General features: G+C 53.5%; 13 protein-coding genes. 2 read left to right on the top strand and 11 right to left on the bottom strand.

All coding sequences use genetic code 11. The annotated features are described in order from the left end of the window. Positions 1–51 precede the first annotated feature (51 nt). The 4 genes from ACKGJP_RS14150 to ACKGJP_RS14135 form a co-directional block, all read right to left on the bottom strand. Complete coding sequence (locus ACKGJP_RS14150) at positions 52–1,062, bottom strand: HD-GYP domain-containing protein (protein WP_409346270.1); 1,011 nt, start codon at positions 1,060–1,062, stop codon at positions 52–54. 272 nt (positions 1,063–1,334) lie between these two features. Next, positions 1,335–2,447 carry a response regulator gene (locus ACKGJP_RS14145; RefSeq protein ID WP_409346269.1) on the bottom strand — a complete coding sequence of 371 codons (1,113 nt, stop codon included), beginning with the start codon at positions 2,445–2,447 and terminating at the stop codon, positions 1,335–1,337. Next, a complete protein-coding gene (locus tag ACKGJP_RS14140) occupies positions 2,440–5,559 on the bottom strand; it encodes an ATP-binding protein (RefSeq protein WP_409346268.1) in 3,120 nt (1,039 codons plus the stop codon). The genes ACKGJP_RS14145 and ACKGJP_RS14140 overlap by 8 nt, the downstream gene beginning before the upstream one ends. Before the next feature lie 93 nt (positions 5,560–5,652). Next, positions 5,653–6,204, bottom strand: coding sequence for a PadR family transcriptional regulator (locus ACKGJP_RS14135; protein WP_409346267.1), 552 nt, complete (start codon positions 6,202–6,204; stop codon positions 5,653–5,655). Positions 6,205–6,408: 204 nt separating this feature from the next. Here ACKGJP_RS14135 and ACKGJP_RS14130 point away from each other — a divergent pair, with 204 nt between their 5' ends. Further along, positions 6,409–6,744: a DUF1516 family protein gene (locus tag ACKGJP_RS14130; protein ID WP_409346266.1), complete on the top strand. Its 336-nt coding sequence runs from the start codon at positions 6,409–6,411 to the stop codon at positions 6,742–6,744. Positions 6,745–6,906: 162 nt separating this feature from the next. Here ACKGJP_RS14130 and ACKGJP_RS14125 read toward each other — a convergent pair whose 3' ends face one another. Together ACKGJP_RS14125 and ACKGJP_RS14120 are read right to left on the bottom strand one after the other, a co-directional pair. Beyond that, on the bottom strand, positions 6,907–7,281 hold the full coding sequence (locus ACKGJP_RS14125) for a DoxX family protein (RefSeq protein ID WP_409346265.1): 375 nt from the start codon (positions 7,279–7,281) through the stop codon (positions 6,907–6,909). Between the two features lie 396 nt (positions 7,282–7,677). Further along, positions 7,678–8,907: an alpha-L-fucosidase gene (locus tag ACKGJP_RS14120; RefSeq protein WP_409346264.1), complete on the bottom strand. Its 1,230-nt coding sequence runs from the start codon at positions 8,905–8,907 to the stop codon at positions 7,678–7,680. Between the two features lie 127 nt (positions 8,908–9,034). Here ACKGJP_RS14120 and ACKGJP_RS14115 point away from each other — a divergent pair, with 127 nt between their 5' ends. Then, positions 9,035–9,865 (top strand): helix-turn-helix domain-containing protein, encoded by an 831-nt coding sequence (locus ACKGJP_RS14115; RefSeq protein WP_409346263.1) that lies wholly within the window; start codon positions 9,035–9,037, stop codon positions 9,863–9,865. 67 nt (positions 9,866–9,932) lie between these two features. On the opposite strand, the gene ACKGJP_RS14110 is transcribed toward ACKGJP_RS14115, so the two are convergent. The 5 genes from ACKGJP_RS14110 to ACKGJP_RS14090 form a co-directional block, all read right to left on the bottom strand. Then, positions 9,933–10,868, bottom strand: a complete 936-nt coding sequence (locus ACKGJP_RS14110; RefSeq protein WP_409346262.1) for an aldo/keto reductase — start codon at positions 10,866–10,868, stop codon at positions 9,933–9,935. A 4-nt stretch (positions 10,869–10,872) separates the two neighbouring features. Beyond that, positions 10,873–11,883 (bottom strand): Gfo/Idh/MocA family protein, encoded by a 1,011-nt coding sequence (locus ACKGJP_RS14105; protein ID WP_409346261.1) that lies wholly within the window; start codon positions 11,881–11,883, stop codon positions 10,873–10,875. 234 nt (positions 11,884–12,117) lie between these two features. Further along, a complete protein-coding gene (locus ACKGJP_RS14100) occupies positions 12,118–13,524 on the bottom strand; it encodes an extracellular solute-binding protein (protein WP_409346260.1) in 1,407 nt (468 codons plus the stop codon). 91 nt (positions 13,525–13,615) lie between these two features. After that, complete coding sequence (locus ACKGJP_RS14095) at positions 13,616–14,854, bottom strand: DegT/DnrJ/EryC1/StrS family aminotransferase (RefSeq protein ID WP_409346259.1); 1,239 nt, start codon at positions 14,852–14,854, stop codon at positions 13,616–13,618. Beyond that, complete coding sequence (locus tag ACKGJP_RS14090; protein ID WP_409347159.1) at positions 14,851–16,533, bottom strand: hypothetical protein; 1,683 nt, start codon at positions 16,531–16,533, stop codon at positions 14,851–14,853. Before ACKGJP_RS14090 ends, ACKGJP_RS14095 begins: the two co-directional genes overlap by 4 nt. Positions 16,534–16,604 lie beyond the last annotated feature (71 nt).

The following is a 16,604-nucleotide window of genomic DNA, read 5'->3' as shown; positions in this document are numbered from 1 at the left end:
GGACTTCTCCCAAAATTCTCACAAACCCGCACGTTAGGGCTCGTCCATGAATCAAAGGATGATCCCTTCGATATGGATGTTTCTTCCTTCGCTTAAATCAAGGAACGTATCGCCGATCTTGACCAGCGGATGCAGATCGTCATGCGGATTGATGTACACGACCACCCCCCTGCGTCCGTCGGTTAGCCTTACTTCTCTCCCGATCAAATGACGGATCAGGTTATCGAGAAATACGGAGATCACATACGGATCCAGTTCGCCGAAGGAGCCTTTGCGCATCTGGAATACCACCTCGTGAAAGGGCAGCGCCTCGCGGTATGGCCGTGCGGAGGACATCGCATGAAAGATGTCCGCAACCGCTACGATTCGGCTCAGAGGATCGATCCGGTTGTGAGTCAGACGGAGGGGATAACCGTTGCCGTCCGCGCGTTCATGATGCTGAAGCGCAACGAGTGCGACTCTCGGGTTAAGACCGACGGTATCCTTCAAAATCTCGTATCCGTAGACCGTATGGCGCTTCATTTCGGCAAACTCTTCGCTTGTTAAGGGACCGGGCTTGAGCAGAATATGTTCGGGAATCCTTATTTTTCCTACATCGTGAAGAACGGCCGCAAGCGAAAGCAGCGCCAATTCCGTTTCGCCAAGCTCCATCCACTTTCCGATCAGCAAAGATAAGACCGCCACTCCGATATTATGCTGGTGCGTATATTCATCCTTGGCTTTGACCGATTCGAATAATTGGAAGACGTCCGACTGTTCCGTTGCCTCTTGCACAAAGGGGAGAAGCTCCACCTTGATGTCGATCAGAGGAACTTTGCGGTCCCTGCCGATTCGGCCGAACAACTCCTTGGAGCGCTCGGAGGCTTCCAACATTTTTTCCGATCTAATGTTGCCTGATCCGACTTCCCCCATCACCCTCACCTCCGAAGCATCCACACCATGCATCGCTAGCAGCCTCGCCTGCTGCCTGTCCAAGACGGAGCCTGCGGACACCAGCACAAGCCCCCCTGACTTCGTAATATCATGTTTGATTGTTTTCCCGAGCAGTTTCTCCATTGACATTGACCTGGCCATCCTCCTGCTGACTGCATCTTAGCAAGCGGCATTCTGCGGGGCGGCAGCGCTTCTACAAATGTCGATTCTTGCTAGCGGATTGAACGCAAAAAAAATTGTAGCAAACCGTTCTCACAAATTTCTCCCAAAATGAGGAAGAACTTCTCCCTGCCATGCACGCTAAAGCCACCAATCTGAAAACCATTCGCCAGGAACACGCAAAAAGAGCAGGGAGATCTTCCCCCTGCCCTGCTTTTGGTTATCTACACACTACTCTTCTTCTATTGCATATACGCGGATATCCGCTCCTGCATCTCGTGTGGCGGTTCCACGCCCATTTCCCTGCGATAGGAAGCTGCAAATCGCTCGTAATGCTTAGCAATCTTGTCGGCATTGCCTGCTAGAGCGTAGAGTTCCATACGCAGCAAATTCATTTCTTCTTCCAGCGGATACAGGGACAAATAGGCATCGAGCCGCTGCTCCGCTTTATTCCACCGCTGCTCCGAGAGATCAAGCCTAACCAGTCCGCTCACAAGCGAGGCATACTTTTTGCCGTACATTTCCTCCAGCGGAACCTTCCACAAATAGTCTTTGCCGTTGAACAAAGGCCCCTGATAGACCGAGCAAAGCTGCTCCGCCTGTCCGGGATCCCGCTCCTCTACTTCAAGCGTAAAATCGTAGAATTGAAACCCGTGCGCATCATACTCGCAGTCGACCGTTTCCAGAATGTAGCCTGCATTCGACTTTTGGATATCCATCCCGATTTCCTGCTCTTTAAGTATTTTTTTGAGCCGGTACATCGTATTATGCAAATTATGCGAAGCTCTCTCCTCGTTCATATCCGGCCAGAGCAGATCGGCCAGCTGCCATTTACCGATATCCTTCCCCGGGTGGCACAGGAGGTAAGCGAACAATTCCTCGGTCTTGCGGGTCGGCCACCGTACGAGTTCGCCGTCCGGATTTCTCACCTCGAAGCACCCGAAGCATCGTATCGAAGAAACGCGCGCCCCCTTGGGAGCCGGAACGGAAGCTTGCTTCTCCTTAACCAGCCGGCTCGTTACCCGTTCAATAGCGGCTGGCGTTACGGGCTTAAGAATGTAATCGAACGCATAGACGTCGAAAGCCTCCAAGGCATATTGCTTATACGCGGTTGTGAAGACGATTCTTGTCCGCTCCGCCAATTCGTTGATTTTACGCGCGAGCTCCAATCCGTTCATTTTGGGCATTTCCACGTCCAGGAAAGCGACATCCGGCTGAAGCTCGTCCATATGGGACAACGCCTCCAGCGGACTCGTGAATGCGCCGGCTATGCGGTAATTCGGGTTTCGGCCGATCACAACCTTCATTAGCTCCAAAATCGGCTTCTCGTCTTCCACTATGACGACGTTAAACATGCCGGTTTCTCCTCTCTTTATCGACAGCCGCCGACGTTTCGAAGGGCAGCGGCAAATAGATCGTTGCCTTGGTGCCTCCTCCCAAATGGGAATGAAGCGTTAGCGCCGCACCCGGAATGGCATCCAATCGTTTGCGGATATTCGGGATGCCGATACCACCGCTTTTTCTATTCCCTGTCGAAAGCTCGTAGAGCAGGTCGTCGGGAATGCCTACGCCGTCATCTTCGATGATCGCTTGAATATAGCGGTCGCCCTGATGGATGCGCAAGCTGACGGTTCCGTGTCCTTCCTTTTCGAACAACCCGTGGCGGATCGCGTTCTCCACGAAAGGCTGGAAGATCAATGAAGGAATATGCATGCTTCCGACAGCCTCGTCGATCTGACAAACGAAGTCGAACCGTTCGCCGAAGCGCGCTTTCTCGATTTCGACGTACGCCTCGATCAGCTCGATCTCTCGCGACAGCGGAACGAACGGCGTTGAGCGGTCCGTTTCCAATATATAGCGCAAATATTGGCTCAGCATAGACAATAAATAAGCTGCTTTTTCCCCGTCGGTATAACAGAACGAAATCACGCTGCTTAATGCATTGTATAGAAAATGCGGCTTGATCTGCGCCTGATGGAAAGCATGCTCGTTTCGCAGCGCCTCCTGTATCGACGATTTCATCGCGATCAGCGTCTGTACTCTCGCGATCAGCGTCTCGGCAAAGAAAGGCTTGGTGACGTAATCGTTCGCCCCCGCACGGAAACCCGCCTCGATATCCTGCGTGGAATCTTTGGCTGTCGCGAACAGAACGGGCAGATCGAGAATGGAGTAGCTGGCGCGCAGCATCCGGCACAGCTCGATCCCCGAAACGTCCGGCATCATGACATCGAGAATGACGAGATCGATGGCAGGGTGTTCCGCCATTTTGACAAGAGCCTCTTTGGCCGAGAATGCCGAAACGACGTTGTATCGATGCCGCTTCAGAATGTTCAGCAGTGTATGAATGTTGGATGCCTCGTCATCCACGATCATAACCGTGTGCTCGTAATTCTCCATAATTTCCAGCGGATAGGCTTGGCCGTGGATCCGCTCCGTGGCATCGTTCGCGGCGGCCGTTTCCCGGTATGCGGGTAGGAAGGCCACGCTCGGAAGTTTGAACGACATCCGTGTCCCGTGACCGAGCTCCGACCGGTCGACACCGATCGTCCCGCCCATTCGTTCCACCAGCTTCCGGCTGATATACAGCCCTACGCCCATCCCCGTATATCCGTCTTGCGGAAGCGGTTTGTCCTGCTGCTCGAAGTATTCGAAGATGGTGGGTAGTCTTTCGCGGGCTATCCCTCTTCCCGTATCTTCGACCGATACGGTCACTATCCCATCTAGCTTCTCGGCCGTTACGGTGATCGAGCCGTTATCCGTATGCTTGATCGCATTGTGAACCAAGTTGTACATGACCTGGCGCAGCCGGTTCTCGTCCGCAAGCACCCAGACGTCGGAGCCGACTTGATTGTCCAGCCGAACCATTTTTCCTGCAAGCTCGAACTGCAGCACGTCGAATACGATTTGCACCACGACCTTGACATCCACCACTGTCTGCTGAAGCCTCAGCTCCCCGTGCTTTAGACGGGTGACGTCGATCAAATCCTGGATCAGCATCGAAAGCTTGGTCGACGTATCCTTAATCAGCCACAAATGCTGCTTCTGCTTAGGCAGTAAATTTTGATCCTCGTCGTCGAGTAAATAGGAGGTCATATTCAGGATACCGTGAAGCGGCGTTTTGATTTCATGTGACGTTTGCGTAAGAAATTCGTCTTTAAGCTGATTCGTTACCGTCAGCCTGTGCGTTAAAATCTCCGTTTTCTCATAGGCGTTCGTAAAACGGAGGGCAAGCAAAATGTTCAAAAATGTAATGAAACAAACAACGGCGAGTTTCCCCGGGATGTCCGTCTGAAATACATTCTCCGAATATAGCGAGCTGTTGATCAGAAAAACCATAAGCGAAAGGCTGGCGCCGATAAACAGCACCAATTCGATCCGGTCCGCTTCCTCCCGCTTGTTCTTGGCAAACCAATAAATCATTCTTCCGATAATGAACGTCAGGACAAGAAATAAGTACAGGTAAAACGGCGATTTGAGCTCCGTGTGCACTTCGTACGGCAGCAGAATAATCATTAGCCCGTAGAGGGCGATTGGCGCAGTCGTCCAAGCCAGCTTCTTATAGGAAATAAGTCTTTCTTGGATGGATCCGAAAAACAAAATGATGACGATCGATCCGAAAAACACGCTGAGATCCAGCAGCTTGTAGGAGGCGTAGAAGGGAAAGCCGGGCATTATCCTCAACAGCAGCTTCTCTCCGTAAACCAGTTGGCTTAGCAGCAGAGACAGGTAGTACAGCCCGCTGAACAAATATATTTTTTCCCTTCTGCGCAAGTAGTACAAACTGAGCTGGTAAGTGCCGAACATGGTCAACACAAGAGCCGCTGCGATATCCGTCCCGAGCTGTATACTGTCAAGCCACGAGATATTGCCGTGCAGGCCGAAAGGGATCGAGTTGATGATCCCGCCGCTGGTGTATACGAAGTTGCTGGTTTGAATCACGATTTCGACGCTGCGGCTGTCCGAGTGTATATAGGTACTGTACGGCGTATTGCCCGGCTCGTGCGAAGATTTATTGGCTGCAGGCAGCCCGCTTTCTCCCTCCAGCTTCCCGTTGATGAACAGCCGGTGGGACATGCGGATGCTTCTTATTTTCATGCCGTATATTTCGTCCGTATCCTTAACGATGACGTTCAGCCGGTACGTCCCATACCCTTTGCGGCTCATGCCTGAATCCGCCTGTTTCCCGTTCCATGTGCCGGGTACCGGTAAATAAGAACGCGCCGGAAGCTCGCTCTGATGAAAATCCTGGGGATCCAGCAATTTTCCTTCATAAAATTCCCATTCGCCATCGAGCGTAACCATGCCTTGGCTGCGGAAATCCCAGTCCGACAAGTCCAGTACGCCTTGCTTGGCCTTTGGCGCTTCTCCCGCCGGTATCGTTTGCAAATACATGCCGATGAACATGACGACGGATAGAGAAAAGATCAGCCCGATCCCGATCAATTTGCGATAGTTTCTTACATTCAAGCCTTTTTCCCCTTCCGTGAACCGTCTCGATTCATCCTATCATGCCAAACTCACAAAAATCTCACAATCCTGTCGGCGGATCAAACCGCCGCGCTATTCGCGTTCCGCGAGCCGTCGCAAAACGGCGATCGCCCATTCGCACCATTCCATATAGCTTCTGGCGTAGCGCACCCCGAACTCGGACGTAAGAAATTCGCCGATGTTCTCGCCGTCAGGAAGTTCTTTCCCTCCGAAGCGCTTATCCCTCCACTGCATAGTCAGCTCTAGAGCATGCCGCTCCCGTTCGCGGGTACGCTCCAGCAGGCCGACCGCTTCCTCGTATGGGATGACCGGAAAGGCCGCGGTCCGCAACAAAAAGTCGTCCTTGATGCTTGCGGATTGAGGAGGCTTCTCAAGCATCCAGTGAATCAGCGCCTGCGTCCCGCGGCCGGTAAGCGTATAAATGATCTTGTCCGGATGTGCGTCCTGCTGCACGTGTTCCGACTCGACCAATTTTTCCGCTTCAAGCTTAGCCAGCTCGCGGTATATTTGCGTATGATGCGCATGCCAGAAGTATACGACCTGTTCCTTGAACAACCGGTGAAGCTCGTAGCCGGTCGACGGTTTTTTGCTGATCAAGCCCAGCAAGGCGTATCGCAATGACATCCAGGTCCTCCTTAGACGATTTCTTATGCCGGTTTATGAACATTGTGTAACCATTTGCCCGAATGCATTGCCATTGCACGGGCTTCGCTGTTACTATTCTATATGAGCAAACGCACATACTATCTCGTCGCTGCCGTTCATTCACGGAAAGCGTGATAGGATACGCAAGCCACATCATACACCCGATCGGGAGGTCATGTCATCATGTTTAACACGTTCGCGCAAATGCACGCCGGCTCTTGGCTGATTACGATTATTTTGTTCGTGCTCAGCTGCCTGTTCTTGGGTCAAAAAGTAACGCCTATGCTTCTACGTTTATTTTACCTCATCATGCTGGTTTCCGGCGTCTCTATGCTTGTTTTGTTGGAGTTCCCGCGCACGTTCATCGTGAAGGGACTTTTCGCCATCATTTTGATCGCCGCCATGGAAATGATTCTGGGACGCAGACGCCGCAACCAGTCGACAAAGCCGCTTTGGTTCGTCTTTTCGCCCGTCCTCGTCTTTGTCGTCTTGCTCGGCTTTAACGTCTTTTCGCTGTAAAACAGCTGCCCTGCCGATTATGGCACCCAACATGATCCCCTTCCGGCGACACCGCCAGAGGGGGATTTTTGACGTCCGGACAGCCGACTGACGATAATAAAATAAAATACGACCCTACGCCCGCTAAAACACAGGCATAAAGTCGTATCGTATCCGTCTCTCTTATTGAAAGCCCGGGAAATTCGCCAGCTCTCCGTACTGCATAATAAACAACACCGCGGACAATACGAGTAGCAGAATGATCATAAACGTGTCTTTGAACGAATCCTTCGCCCGAACGTGGACCAGGATGCCGACGAAGGCCGTAATACCCAGCCACAGCGCGCCCGCCGCCGCCCAGCTCGGATCCCAGAAGCCGGCGATCATAGCAGCCGCCCCCAGCAGTTCGACCAAACCGGTCACCTGCCTGAACCATTGCGGCAGCCCCCAGCGCTTAAAGCCCTCCACATGCATCTTCGAACCTGCCAGCTTGCCGGCTCCCGCCATTAGAAACATAAGGCCGAGAATTCCTTGTAATATAAACGAGGTCACTTGCATTAGCCGTCATCTCCTTTTTCTATTTTCGATACGGAATTCGACACGCCTTGTTCCAGAAAAAAATCGCTGGCTGTGCACCGTTACAAGCCCCTTCCTGTTCATAAAGTGCAACTCCAGTAAGCACATTATTACTCAAAAAAAATACTGGACTCTTAGCAGGCACAGTTATCGCAATAAAGAAATTGCAGCTTCCGAAATAACTGCAATCATCCTAGAGTCATTATATGAGGATCCTCTTCTTTTTTCAAGCATAAAATATATAGGCTTATGTACCGAACGGCTCTAGCTTATTTTCTCGTTGCCGTCTTCTTCAAAGCGCTTGCCGCCGCACCAGCGTTCCCGACGGCTCTTTACGCCAAAAACCCCAACCGCAAGGGTTGGAGTTTCATATCTCCTTCAACAATAATAAGCGGCAAAACGCCTGATCAAAGCCGTCTCCACGCTGGACGTCACGCGAAGGCGAAGTCTAGAGGTGCGAACCGCTTTAAAGCGGTCGATCTTCTTATGCCCGATGGCGCTTCCTTTGACGAGCTCGACCCACTTCCCATCCTGCTCCGCTTCCAGCACGTAAGCGCGGACGCGTTCGCCGTGAGCGATCTCTTCCATCAGGATGACGTGGTTGACGTCGGTTTCCGAATCGAAGCGAAGCTCGGCAGTTTCTCCTTCTCCGGCTGTTTCGGTAATCGGACGGTCGAATTTACGGATGGCTTCTCCAAGCTCCAGCAACCTCTGCACGTCTACTTCCGGCAGCAATCCCCTGCTGTCGGGCGCTACGTTCAACAGCAGGTTGCAGCCGTGACCGACGGAACGGTAATAAATATCAAGCAGATTGTCGAGCGAACGCAGGCTGTGCTCATCGTCCGGATGCCAGAACCAATGATGGGTGCGGATCGGCACGTCGCATTCGGCCGGGACCCATCCCTGCGTTTCCGGCAGCCAGGTGACCATATCGCTCGTATACATGTTCAGCTTGGCCGATTCGGCGGCGTTCCAGCAAGGATAAGGCGCAACGCCGTCTTCGTTGCCGACCCAGCGTATCGTCGGCGCCCCCATGTTGAACACCATCGCATCAGGCTGATGCTCTTTTACCAGACCGATAATGCGCGGCCAATCGTACTCCCTGCCCTGGGAGCCGGCCCCATCGAACCAAACCTCGACGAGCGGGCCGTATTGCGTGAGCAGCTCCGTAAGCTGGGCGGCGTAAAAATCGTCATACGCTGCCTTGTCCGGGTAACAAGGCTCATGACGGTCCCAAGGCGACAAATACAGACCGAAAGGAATCCCCTCTCGCTCACAGGCATCGGCAACCTCGCGGACGACATCGCCTTCTCCGTTCCGCCACGGACTCGACTTTACCGAATAATCGGTCGTTCGGGTCGGCCACAAGCAGAAGCCGTCATGGTGCTTGGCGGTCAAAATCAGATAAGCGAACCCCGCCTCCTTCGCGGCGCGTACCCACTGCCCGGCGTCGAACTGCACGGGATTGAACAGCTCCGGCGAATCGTTGCCTTCCCCCCACTCCTGATCGCAATAGGTATTGATTCCAAAATGGCAGAACATTCCCAGCTCCAAATCCTGCCATCTGCGCTGCTGCTCCGTCGGCTTTGCCAGTACGGTTGCGTGCATCGGTTCCAGCCCCTCTCTCCTGTTTGATTTTCTTTATTGTAAGGTGCCCGGACCGAGAAATGAATGTATAATACCCTTATAGATTTGTACGATAGTAAGCTATTATCATGAAGGAGATCGATACTGGATGCAAGTGGCAAACAACTATTTGGCGAACACGCAGCTTCACATGACATCGGGCGGATATACGCGAGTACGTGCCGATTGGGGCGGTGACAATGCCGTTCAAGGAGAAAACCTGCTTTATTTGTTCATGGCAGGCGAGGGGTGGCTAAAAATCAATCATTCGGACTATTATCCGGTTCCCGGACAGCTGTTCCTCATCCCGGCGGGCGCGCGGTTGTCTTCCTCCACGAACGAGGCCGAGCCCTTTCAGAAATATTGGTGTCAGTTTACCGCGGCCGTAGGCGAAATTAATCTGTTCGATCTGCTGATCACGCCGCACGTTATCGAGCTGTCCCATGAAGCGGGCGCGGTGAAACATCAGTTCCAGGAGCTCATATCCGAACAGGAAAGCGGCGAGCTCGCCGCACCCTTTCGCGTGAAATCGGTCCTGTACGCCCTGCTCTCGCGTTTCATCGAGCGATCCGCGGTCGACCCGCTGCAAACGGCCTCCATTCCTTCCGTGCATAAGCTGTATATCGTGCTGAAGTATATCGAAAAGCATCTGACCGAGCCGATTTCCATTGAAACGCTGTCCAAGCTCGTTCATTTTCATCCGAAATATTTCATGCATTATTTCAAATCGATGCTAGGCGTCTCTCCGATCGTCTATATCAATAAGAAGAGAATGCAGAAAGCGAACGCCCTGCTTCTTCACTCGGATCTCTCGATCGCCGAAATCGCCGAACGGCTGGGCATGCAAACCGCTTATTTGTCCCGTATGTTCAAAAAGTTTACCGGCTTTTCGCCGAATGAATTCAGGCAGCAGCAGCGCATGTATTCGCGCCAGGGATAGCCGATTGCAGGCATAAAGACCCCCGGATGCACCGAGGTGCGCGGGGGTCGTTAACAGCTCCGCAGGCTTACGCTTCCGCGGATAAATCAAGCCAATCGAGTTCCTCTTGCGTCAAGGTTACCGAGGCGCCCTCTTTGCAGGAATCCATCTCCTGCTGGTTTTGCGGCCCGATCAGGGCGGCCGAAGGGAACGGCTGATTGAGCACGTAAGCGAGCGCGATCTGAATCGTCGTCAAGCCCTTCTCCCGCGCCATCCGTTCCGCACGGTCGTAGCGGGCCCAGTTGGCATCGCTGTAAAATACTCGCACAAGGTCCTCGTTCTCCAGATTGTCGCGGGTGAATCGCCCGGTGAAGAAGCCCCGTGCCTGGGAAGACCAGGATAAGAGCGGAAGCTGGGTCGATTGGTGCCAGCGCAGCGTTTCCTCGTCCGCCGATACGCAGCCGGCCCAGAACGGCTCCTTCGCCTTGGCGAGACTGAGGTTCGGACTGCTGAAGCTGAAGCCGACAAGCCCGTGCGAAGCCGCGTAATCGTTCGCTTCCTGCAGCCGCTCATGCGTCCAGTTGGAGCCTCCGATCGCACGGATGCGGCCGGCGTCGATATGCGCGTTCAACGCTTCCATAATCGGCCCTACCGGTACCGACGGGTCGTCGCGATGCAGCGCATACAAGTCGATATAGTCGGTTTGCAGCCGTTCCAGGCTTTCCGTCAGATCCTGTTCGATACACGCTTTATTGACCCGGGGACCGTTCGAATCGTGATGCGCGCCCTTCGTCAAAATGACGATGTCCTCGCGGTTGCCCCGCGCCGCCATCCAATTGCCGATCGACCGTTCGCTGCGGCCCCCGCCGTATAGATGGCCGGTGTCCAGCGTATTTCCGCCGATGCCGACGTAGGAATCGAGCAATTCGTTTACTTTCTCTTGAATATCCGGTTTGAAATAATCGGTTCCCATAATAAGCTGGGTGACTTGCCGGTCCAATCCTGCAATCGAGAAAGCGTTCATTGTCCTATTCCTCCAATTTGACGCGAATGCGCTGTTCCGCCGACAGCAAGCAAGCGTCCAAAATTTTCATATTGCTCACGGCATCCTCCGGCGCGAAGCGCGGTTGTTGTTCTCCCCATACGGTACGGGCGAAATCGTCCGCTTGCAGAGCATATTGGTTAATGGGCTCGAAAGTTTCCTCGCGCTGCTCCCCTTTTGAGAAGACGGTGAAAACAGCCGATTGGGAAGGCGCGGAAACGAATGCGGATGGAAGATGAATACGGCCTTCCGTCCCCAAAATTTCAAGCGTATTGCGGCCTGCCGCCCACATGGCGCAGTCGAACGTCAGTCCGATGCTGTCCGGAAATTCGACCAGCCCGGATGCCATCATATCGACATCGCCATGCTGAGGGGAGAAAAACGCTTGAACGGTAGCCGCAACCGGCTCTTTATCCAAAATGTAACGGGCAGCCGAGAGCGGATAGCAGCCGATGTCGTAAAGCGCTCCCCCGCCCATATGACGGTGGAAACGAACGTTTTCCTTAGCGCCGGACGAGTTGAACGTGAACGTGCCGTGGATGCCGCGAATCGTGCCGATTTCGCCGGAGGCGATAATTTCTTTGATCCGGTCATATCTAGGATGATGCCGGTACATGAACGCTTCGGCAAGATGAACGCCGGCCTTGCGGCAAGCCTCCACCATTTCCTCGGCTTCCTCCGCCGTCAGCGCGAACGGCTTCTCGCACAATACGTGCTTGCCCGCCTCCGCCGCGCGGATCGTCCATTCTTTATGTAAGTGATTGGGCAGCGGGATGTAGACCGCATCGATCGAATCATCGGCAAGAAGCGCTTCATAGCTGCTGTATGCGACCGGAATGTCAAGCTTCTCCGCCGTTGCCTTTACTTTCTCCTCATCGCGGCTTGCGATTGCCGCAACCTCGCCGGTTTGCGATTGTTTAATACCCGGAATGACGGAGCCTATCGCGATTCCCGCACACCCGACGATACCCCACCGAAGCTTCTTGCCATTGTTCATCTCGTCTCACCTCAAAATTGGATTAGTACGACTATATTGACATTATAATTTGACGGTTCTTAAATGAAAATAATATTTTATTGAACTTGAATAGAACAATATTGTCATTGCCAAGTAACGCCCCGCTCAAATCGCCATGCATCGACAATCGCCAAAAAAAACCTCCAACACCACATATGGAAGTGGTTTTGAAGGTTTTTCGATCCGAAAAATCGCTGGCACTTTTTCACTCGCTTATACATGCTTTTCGTTCATTACGTCTTCAATTCGTTTGCAGGCCTTTTCCGGACTTTCCATGTTCGCCCACAACAAGTTTAACTCGTCATACAAAAACTCGATCCGTCTTTGCGTCAGCCCGAGAGCGGAAAGCGGCTTGGCATTAGGCAGCGCATCCAGAAAACGATGGTATTGCGAAGGATGCACGGCCGGATTATACAGACTGACATCTTCGGCTACGGACCGAAGCGCGGGAATCGTGCACCCGTTTCGCTTCAGCATTTTTTGCGCTTGCTCCCCGGTCATGAAATCGACGACTTTTTGCGCCAATTCCACCTTGGGACTCGAGCTGTTTATAGCCAACCCGCCTCCGAGCAAAAGCGTTTCCTGCGTTGCGGGAAGGATATCCCACTCTATCGGATGGTCGCGAAACTCGTTCATAAAATAATAGGTCGTCATGATCATCGCAACGCGTTCTTTCACGAACAAGTTTTCGGCCAAATGATTGCTGCCATGCGTAAATATAGGCGAAACTTGATGCTTGTACATGAGGGATACGCAAAATTCCAACGCTTCGACGTTGCTCGGCAGCGAAAACGTGCAGCGTCCGTCATCGGGAGACATCATTTGCCCGCCATGCTGCACCAGAAACACCGGCCACCGGTTAATCGACGAAGAAAAGCCGAATCCATAATGCTCGACCCTTCCTTCCCCGTTCGGCGTTCCCATGCTGCGAAGAGCGGTCTCGAGCAAATCATCCCAGCTTTTGATGATCGGCTGCGAAATGCCGTTATTCCGAAAAATCGTCCGATTGTAACAGATCACGACCGGCGAGAAAACGAAAGGGGCAGCGAGCATGCGGTTCTCATGGGTGAACAGCTCGAAAACTTTCGCATAGCTCGTATGCTCCGGATTCAGATGAGGCGGGATGTAGCCCGTAAGCATGCTCGTCCGGCCGCTTTCGATCCATACTCGATAATGGGATTCCGATATCATGAACACATCGGGACCTTGACCTTGGTCGATCAAGCGTATGATGGCGTCGGTGTAATCGGCATCGGGAAGCACCGTAAGCTCCAATCGCACGAACGGGTGGCTCTCTTCAAACAGCCGCATCATGTTGCGTACGATATCGATCTCGTAAGAACCGTTAAACCAGGCAATATGAAGCGTCTCGACCGGCCGCTCCTCCTCGGGAATGACGACACGATTGCCTTTCCCGGCAATTTTCTCGATAAGTCCTTCGTCGACCAGATCGGCGAGCACTCTGCGAATCGAAACGCGGCTTAAGTTGTACTTTTCGCTAAGCGTATTCTCAGGTAGAATGAATTCTCCCGGCTTGAGCTGTCCGCTGACGATTTCGTCCCGCAGCTGCTTATAAAACAGATCGTAACGTTCTTTGAATTCATTCCGTCTTCCTAGCAATATATACCGCTCCTATACATGTCTATAATGAAATAGTATATCATGCCGAGGAAGCAAAAGACATGGGGGCTAGGCGCACCTTGCCTATAGCCTAAGAGATCGCATAATGATACGCAACCTTGCGAATGGCGCGAATAATAGCCTCTACATCGTCATTCGTGTAAAATTCGTTCAACGGTACTTGTACGGCGGTTTGCAAGATGCGCTCCGCATTCGGACACAATCCCCGCTCATAGGAAACATCGCTCAAATCGAACGGAAAGCTGCTGTTCGGATAAGCATGACGCTGCTGGAATAACGGCTGCATGTAGCAAACGTCCGGGATGTAGCCCGCCCGGTTCGGAATCCCTTCCGCCGCAAGCGCCTCGCAGAACGTTTCCCTGCTGCAAGCAAGCTTATCCGCGTCAAGACGGAACATATAAAACCAATACGTCGATTCGCCTTCCGGCGTCACTTCGTTAGGAAGTATGCCGGAAATGCGGCTAATGCCTTCCGTGATACGGTTGCCGTAACGGTGACGGGTTTCGCATATCCAGCCGAGCTTCTTGAGCTGGGCGATACCGACAGCCCCCTGCAGCTCCGTCATCCGGTAATTCGGCGCCACATAATGCAAATCTTTGTGAACGGCATCGCCGAACCGTCTGTAATTTTTGTCAGCGAACGCATGAGCGGTATGATAGTCCGACTCTTCGCCGGAATTAACCGTCACGATGCCTCCGTCGCCGGTCGAAATATGCTTAAAGTCGTTCGTGCTGAAGCAGCCGTAATCGCCGATCGTACCGACGAGGCGCCCTTTGTATCGGGCCAAATAGCTTTGCGCGCAATCCTCGATTACCTTGATTCCCCGGGAACGGGCGATTTCCATGATCGGATCCATTTCGGTCGGATTACCGGCCAGGTGGACGACGACGATCGCCTTCGTGCGCGGCGTAATTCGGCGCTCGATCGATGCCGGATCCATCGTATACGAGCCGGGATGGAGGTCGGCGAATACCGGGATAGCGTTCTGATACAAAATGCCGATCAGCGTCCCCTGATCCGTAATCGGACTCGTGATCACTTCATCGCCAACCGAGACTCCGGAGGCGCCTAGCGCTACATGTATGGCTGCCGTTCCCGACGACGCCGCAACGCTGTAGCGAACGCCGTACATCGCGTTAAAATCGTTCAGAAATCGCTTCACTTTATGCCCAAAATGATAAAACAACGTATTTTGCTCGAGCGCCTCCAACAGCTGGTCGGCCTCCTCTTGGCCGAACCGTTTGCCGGTGCCGAAAGGAGTCGTTTTCACGGGAGTGCCCCCGAGAAACGCCAATCGTTCCTCACTCATACGCCCACCTCCGTTGCTGCCGTTTGACGCTCGCAGATTACGCCGTATCGAACACGGGTTTCTTTCGATGGCTTGACATTTACAGGCAACGGTACCCAAACAACCGTTCCCGGCGGAGCCTGCTCGATCCGGAAGCCGTTGCGCTCGTTAGGCAAAATGCGGACGGTCCTGCGCGCTTCTTCCCAGCGGCATATTTGCTCGCCTGTCCAGAACGAGAAGTTCCGCTCGCGGGCCGCACGGACAACCTCGCGCAGCGCATCCGCCACCTTCGCCTGCCGCAAGATGTGAACCTGGTGAAACAAGAAGTGGGCGACGCCTCCGGAGACGGCGGTAACGGTTTCCAGAAACGGCCCGATCACGCTTGTATCCGGAAGGGAAGGATGCTCCATGTCTTGTGTCAGAAAACCGATTTCGAGAACGTTGTACAATCGGTTACGGTCCTCGAACCGTGCGATCGGATAATACGGCCGGCACGTACCGAACAGAAAACCGACATTGCCCTTCTTGCTCGGTCCGCGGGTCTGGTCGCTGCGAATGCCGTTCCGCTCGCACCACTCGAACAGCTCTCCCCAGCCCTCAACTCTCGTATAATGGTTTTTGTTGGACAGCATTGGAACGCCGGTCTTCTCGCGAATAAAAGCAAGCTGCCTTTCAAACTCGGCTTGCGCCCAGAAGCCTTTATCAAGCGGCAATGCATTATAGTGGAACGCTAGTTCATGGCCGTCGTCCCTCACTTGCTCGTATACTTGCGCCGAATAGCCCGGTTCTATCATGCACCAGGTAGAGCGGACATCGCATTCGCGCAGTACCGCCAGCGTTTCGATAGCGGATTCGTCCACATTCCCGTCGCTGTCATGCGAGATCATAGCCACCCGCTCTACGCCGTCCGGCCAGTAATCGACGAACGGCAGCGTCAACCCTTTGTCGACGACTTCCCGCATCAGAACGCTTACCCACGCATCGCGCCACCAATCGGCATACGGGTAGGCGAAGTACGGATAACCCGTTTCCGTCCGTTTCCGGTCATGCTCCCAATCCATCTCGCAGCGGTCATCCGCTTTCAATAGCCCTTCATCCAAAGCTCCGGTTCCGTCAGGCGCCGGAATGCCGTCCTCGACGACCGGCCCTGTGCCTTGTTGAAATCCTACGATCGTGTACGGAATGTCGACGTTCCAGCGAACCACTTTCCCGGAGCCGACCGCTATCTCGAGAAGGGCCGGCGCGAAAAGCGTCCCTTCCCGTGTTCGTTGACGCAGCTTCCCTGCGCTTTTAATGGAAGAAGCTCCTTCCGGGGACAGCGGCGCCCATGGCTTCGATTTCAAAAAGCGCAGCGGCTCCGAGGCGTATTCGGGAATCTCCGCATATCCGACATCTCCCGCCGCAAGCGCCCGGCAAGCCAGCTTGCCGGCCATCCGGTTCAGACCTGCACTTGAAATCAGCGTCCCCCCCTGCTCGGCATATTGCATAAGCTGTCCGATCGTTAGATCGTTTTCGTCCGACAATGCTACGATAACGACATCATAGGCTTGCTCCGCCAAATTTTCCGCAGAATCGATTGCGTTATACGGGATGCCTGCGCTCCTTAACATTTCCGAGGCATAAGCCTCAAACACATCGACCCCGTATTTCCAGCGGCGCTCGGCCGCCGACGTATCGAGTAAAAGGGCTACACGCGCCATTTTCACATTCGTCACTCCCTGTTGGTATGTCATGTATTCGTGAACCCGTTTCCCCAATTGTAAACATAAGA

The organism is Paenibacillus litoralis, assembly GCF_046244365.1.
In the GTDB taxonomy this organism is placed as follows: domain Bacteria; phylum Bacillota; class Bacilli; order Paenibacillales; family NBRC-103111; genus Paenibacillus_V.
Note: the sequence above shows the minus strand (reverse complement) of the source record. Positions and strands in the feature narration are given on the sequence as shown.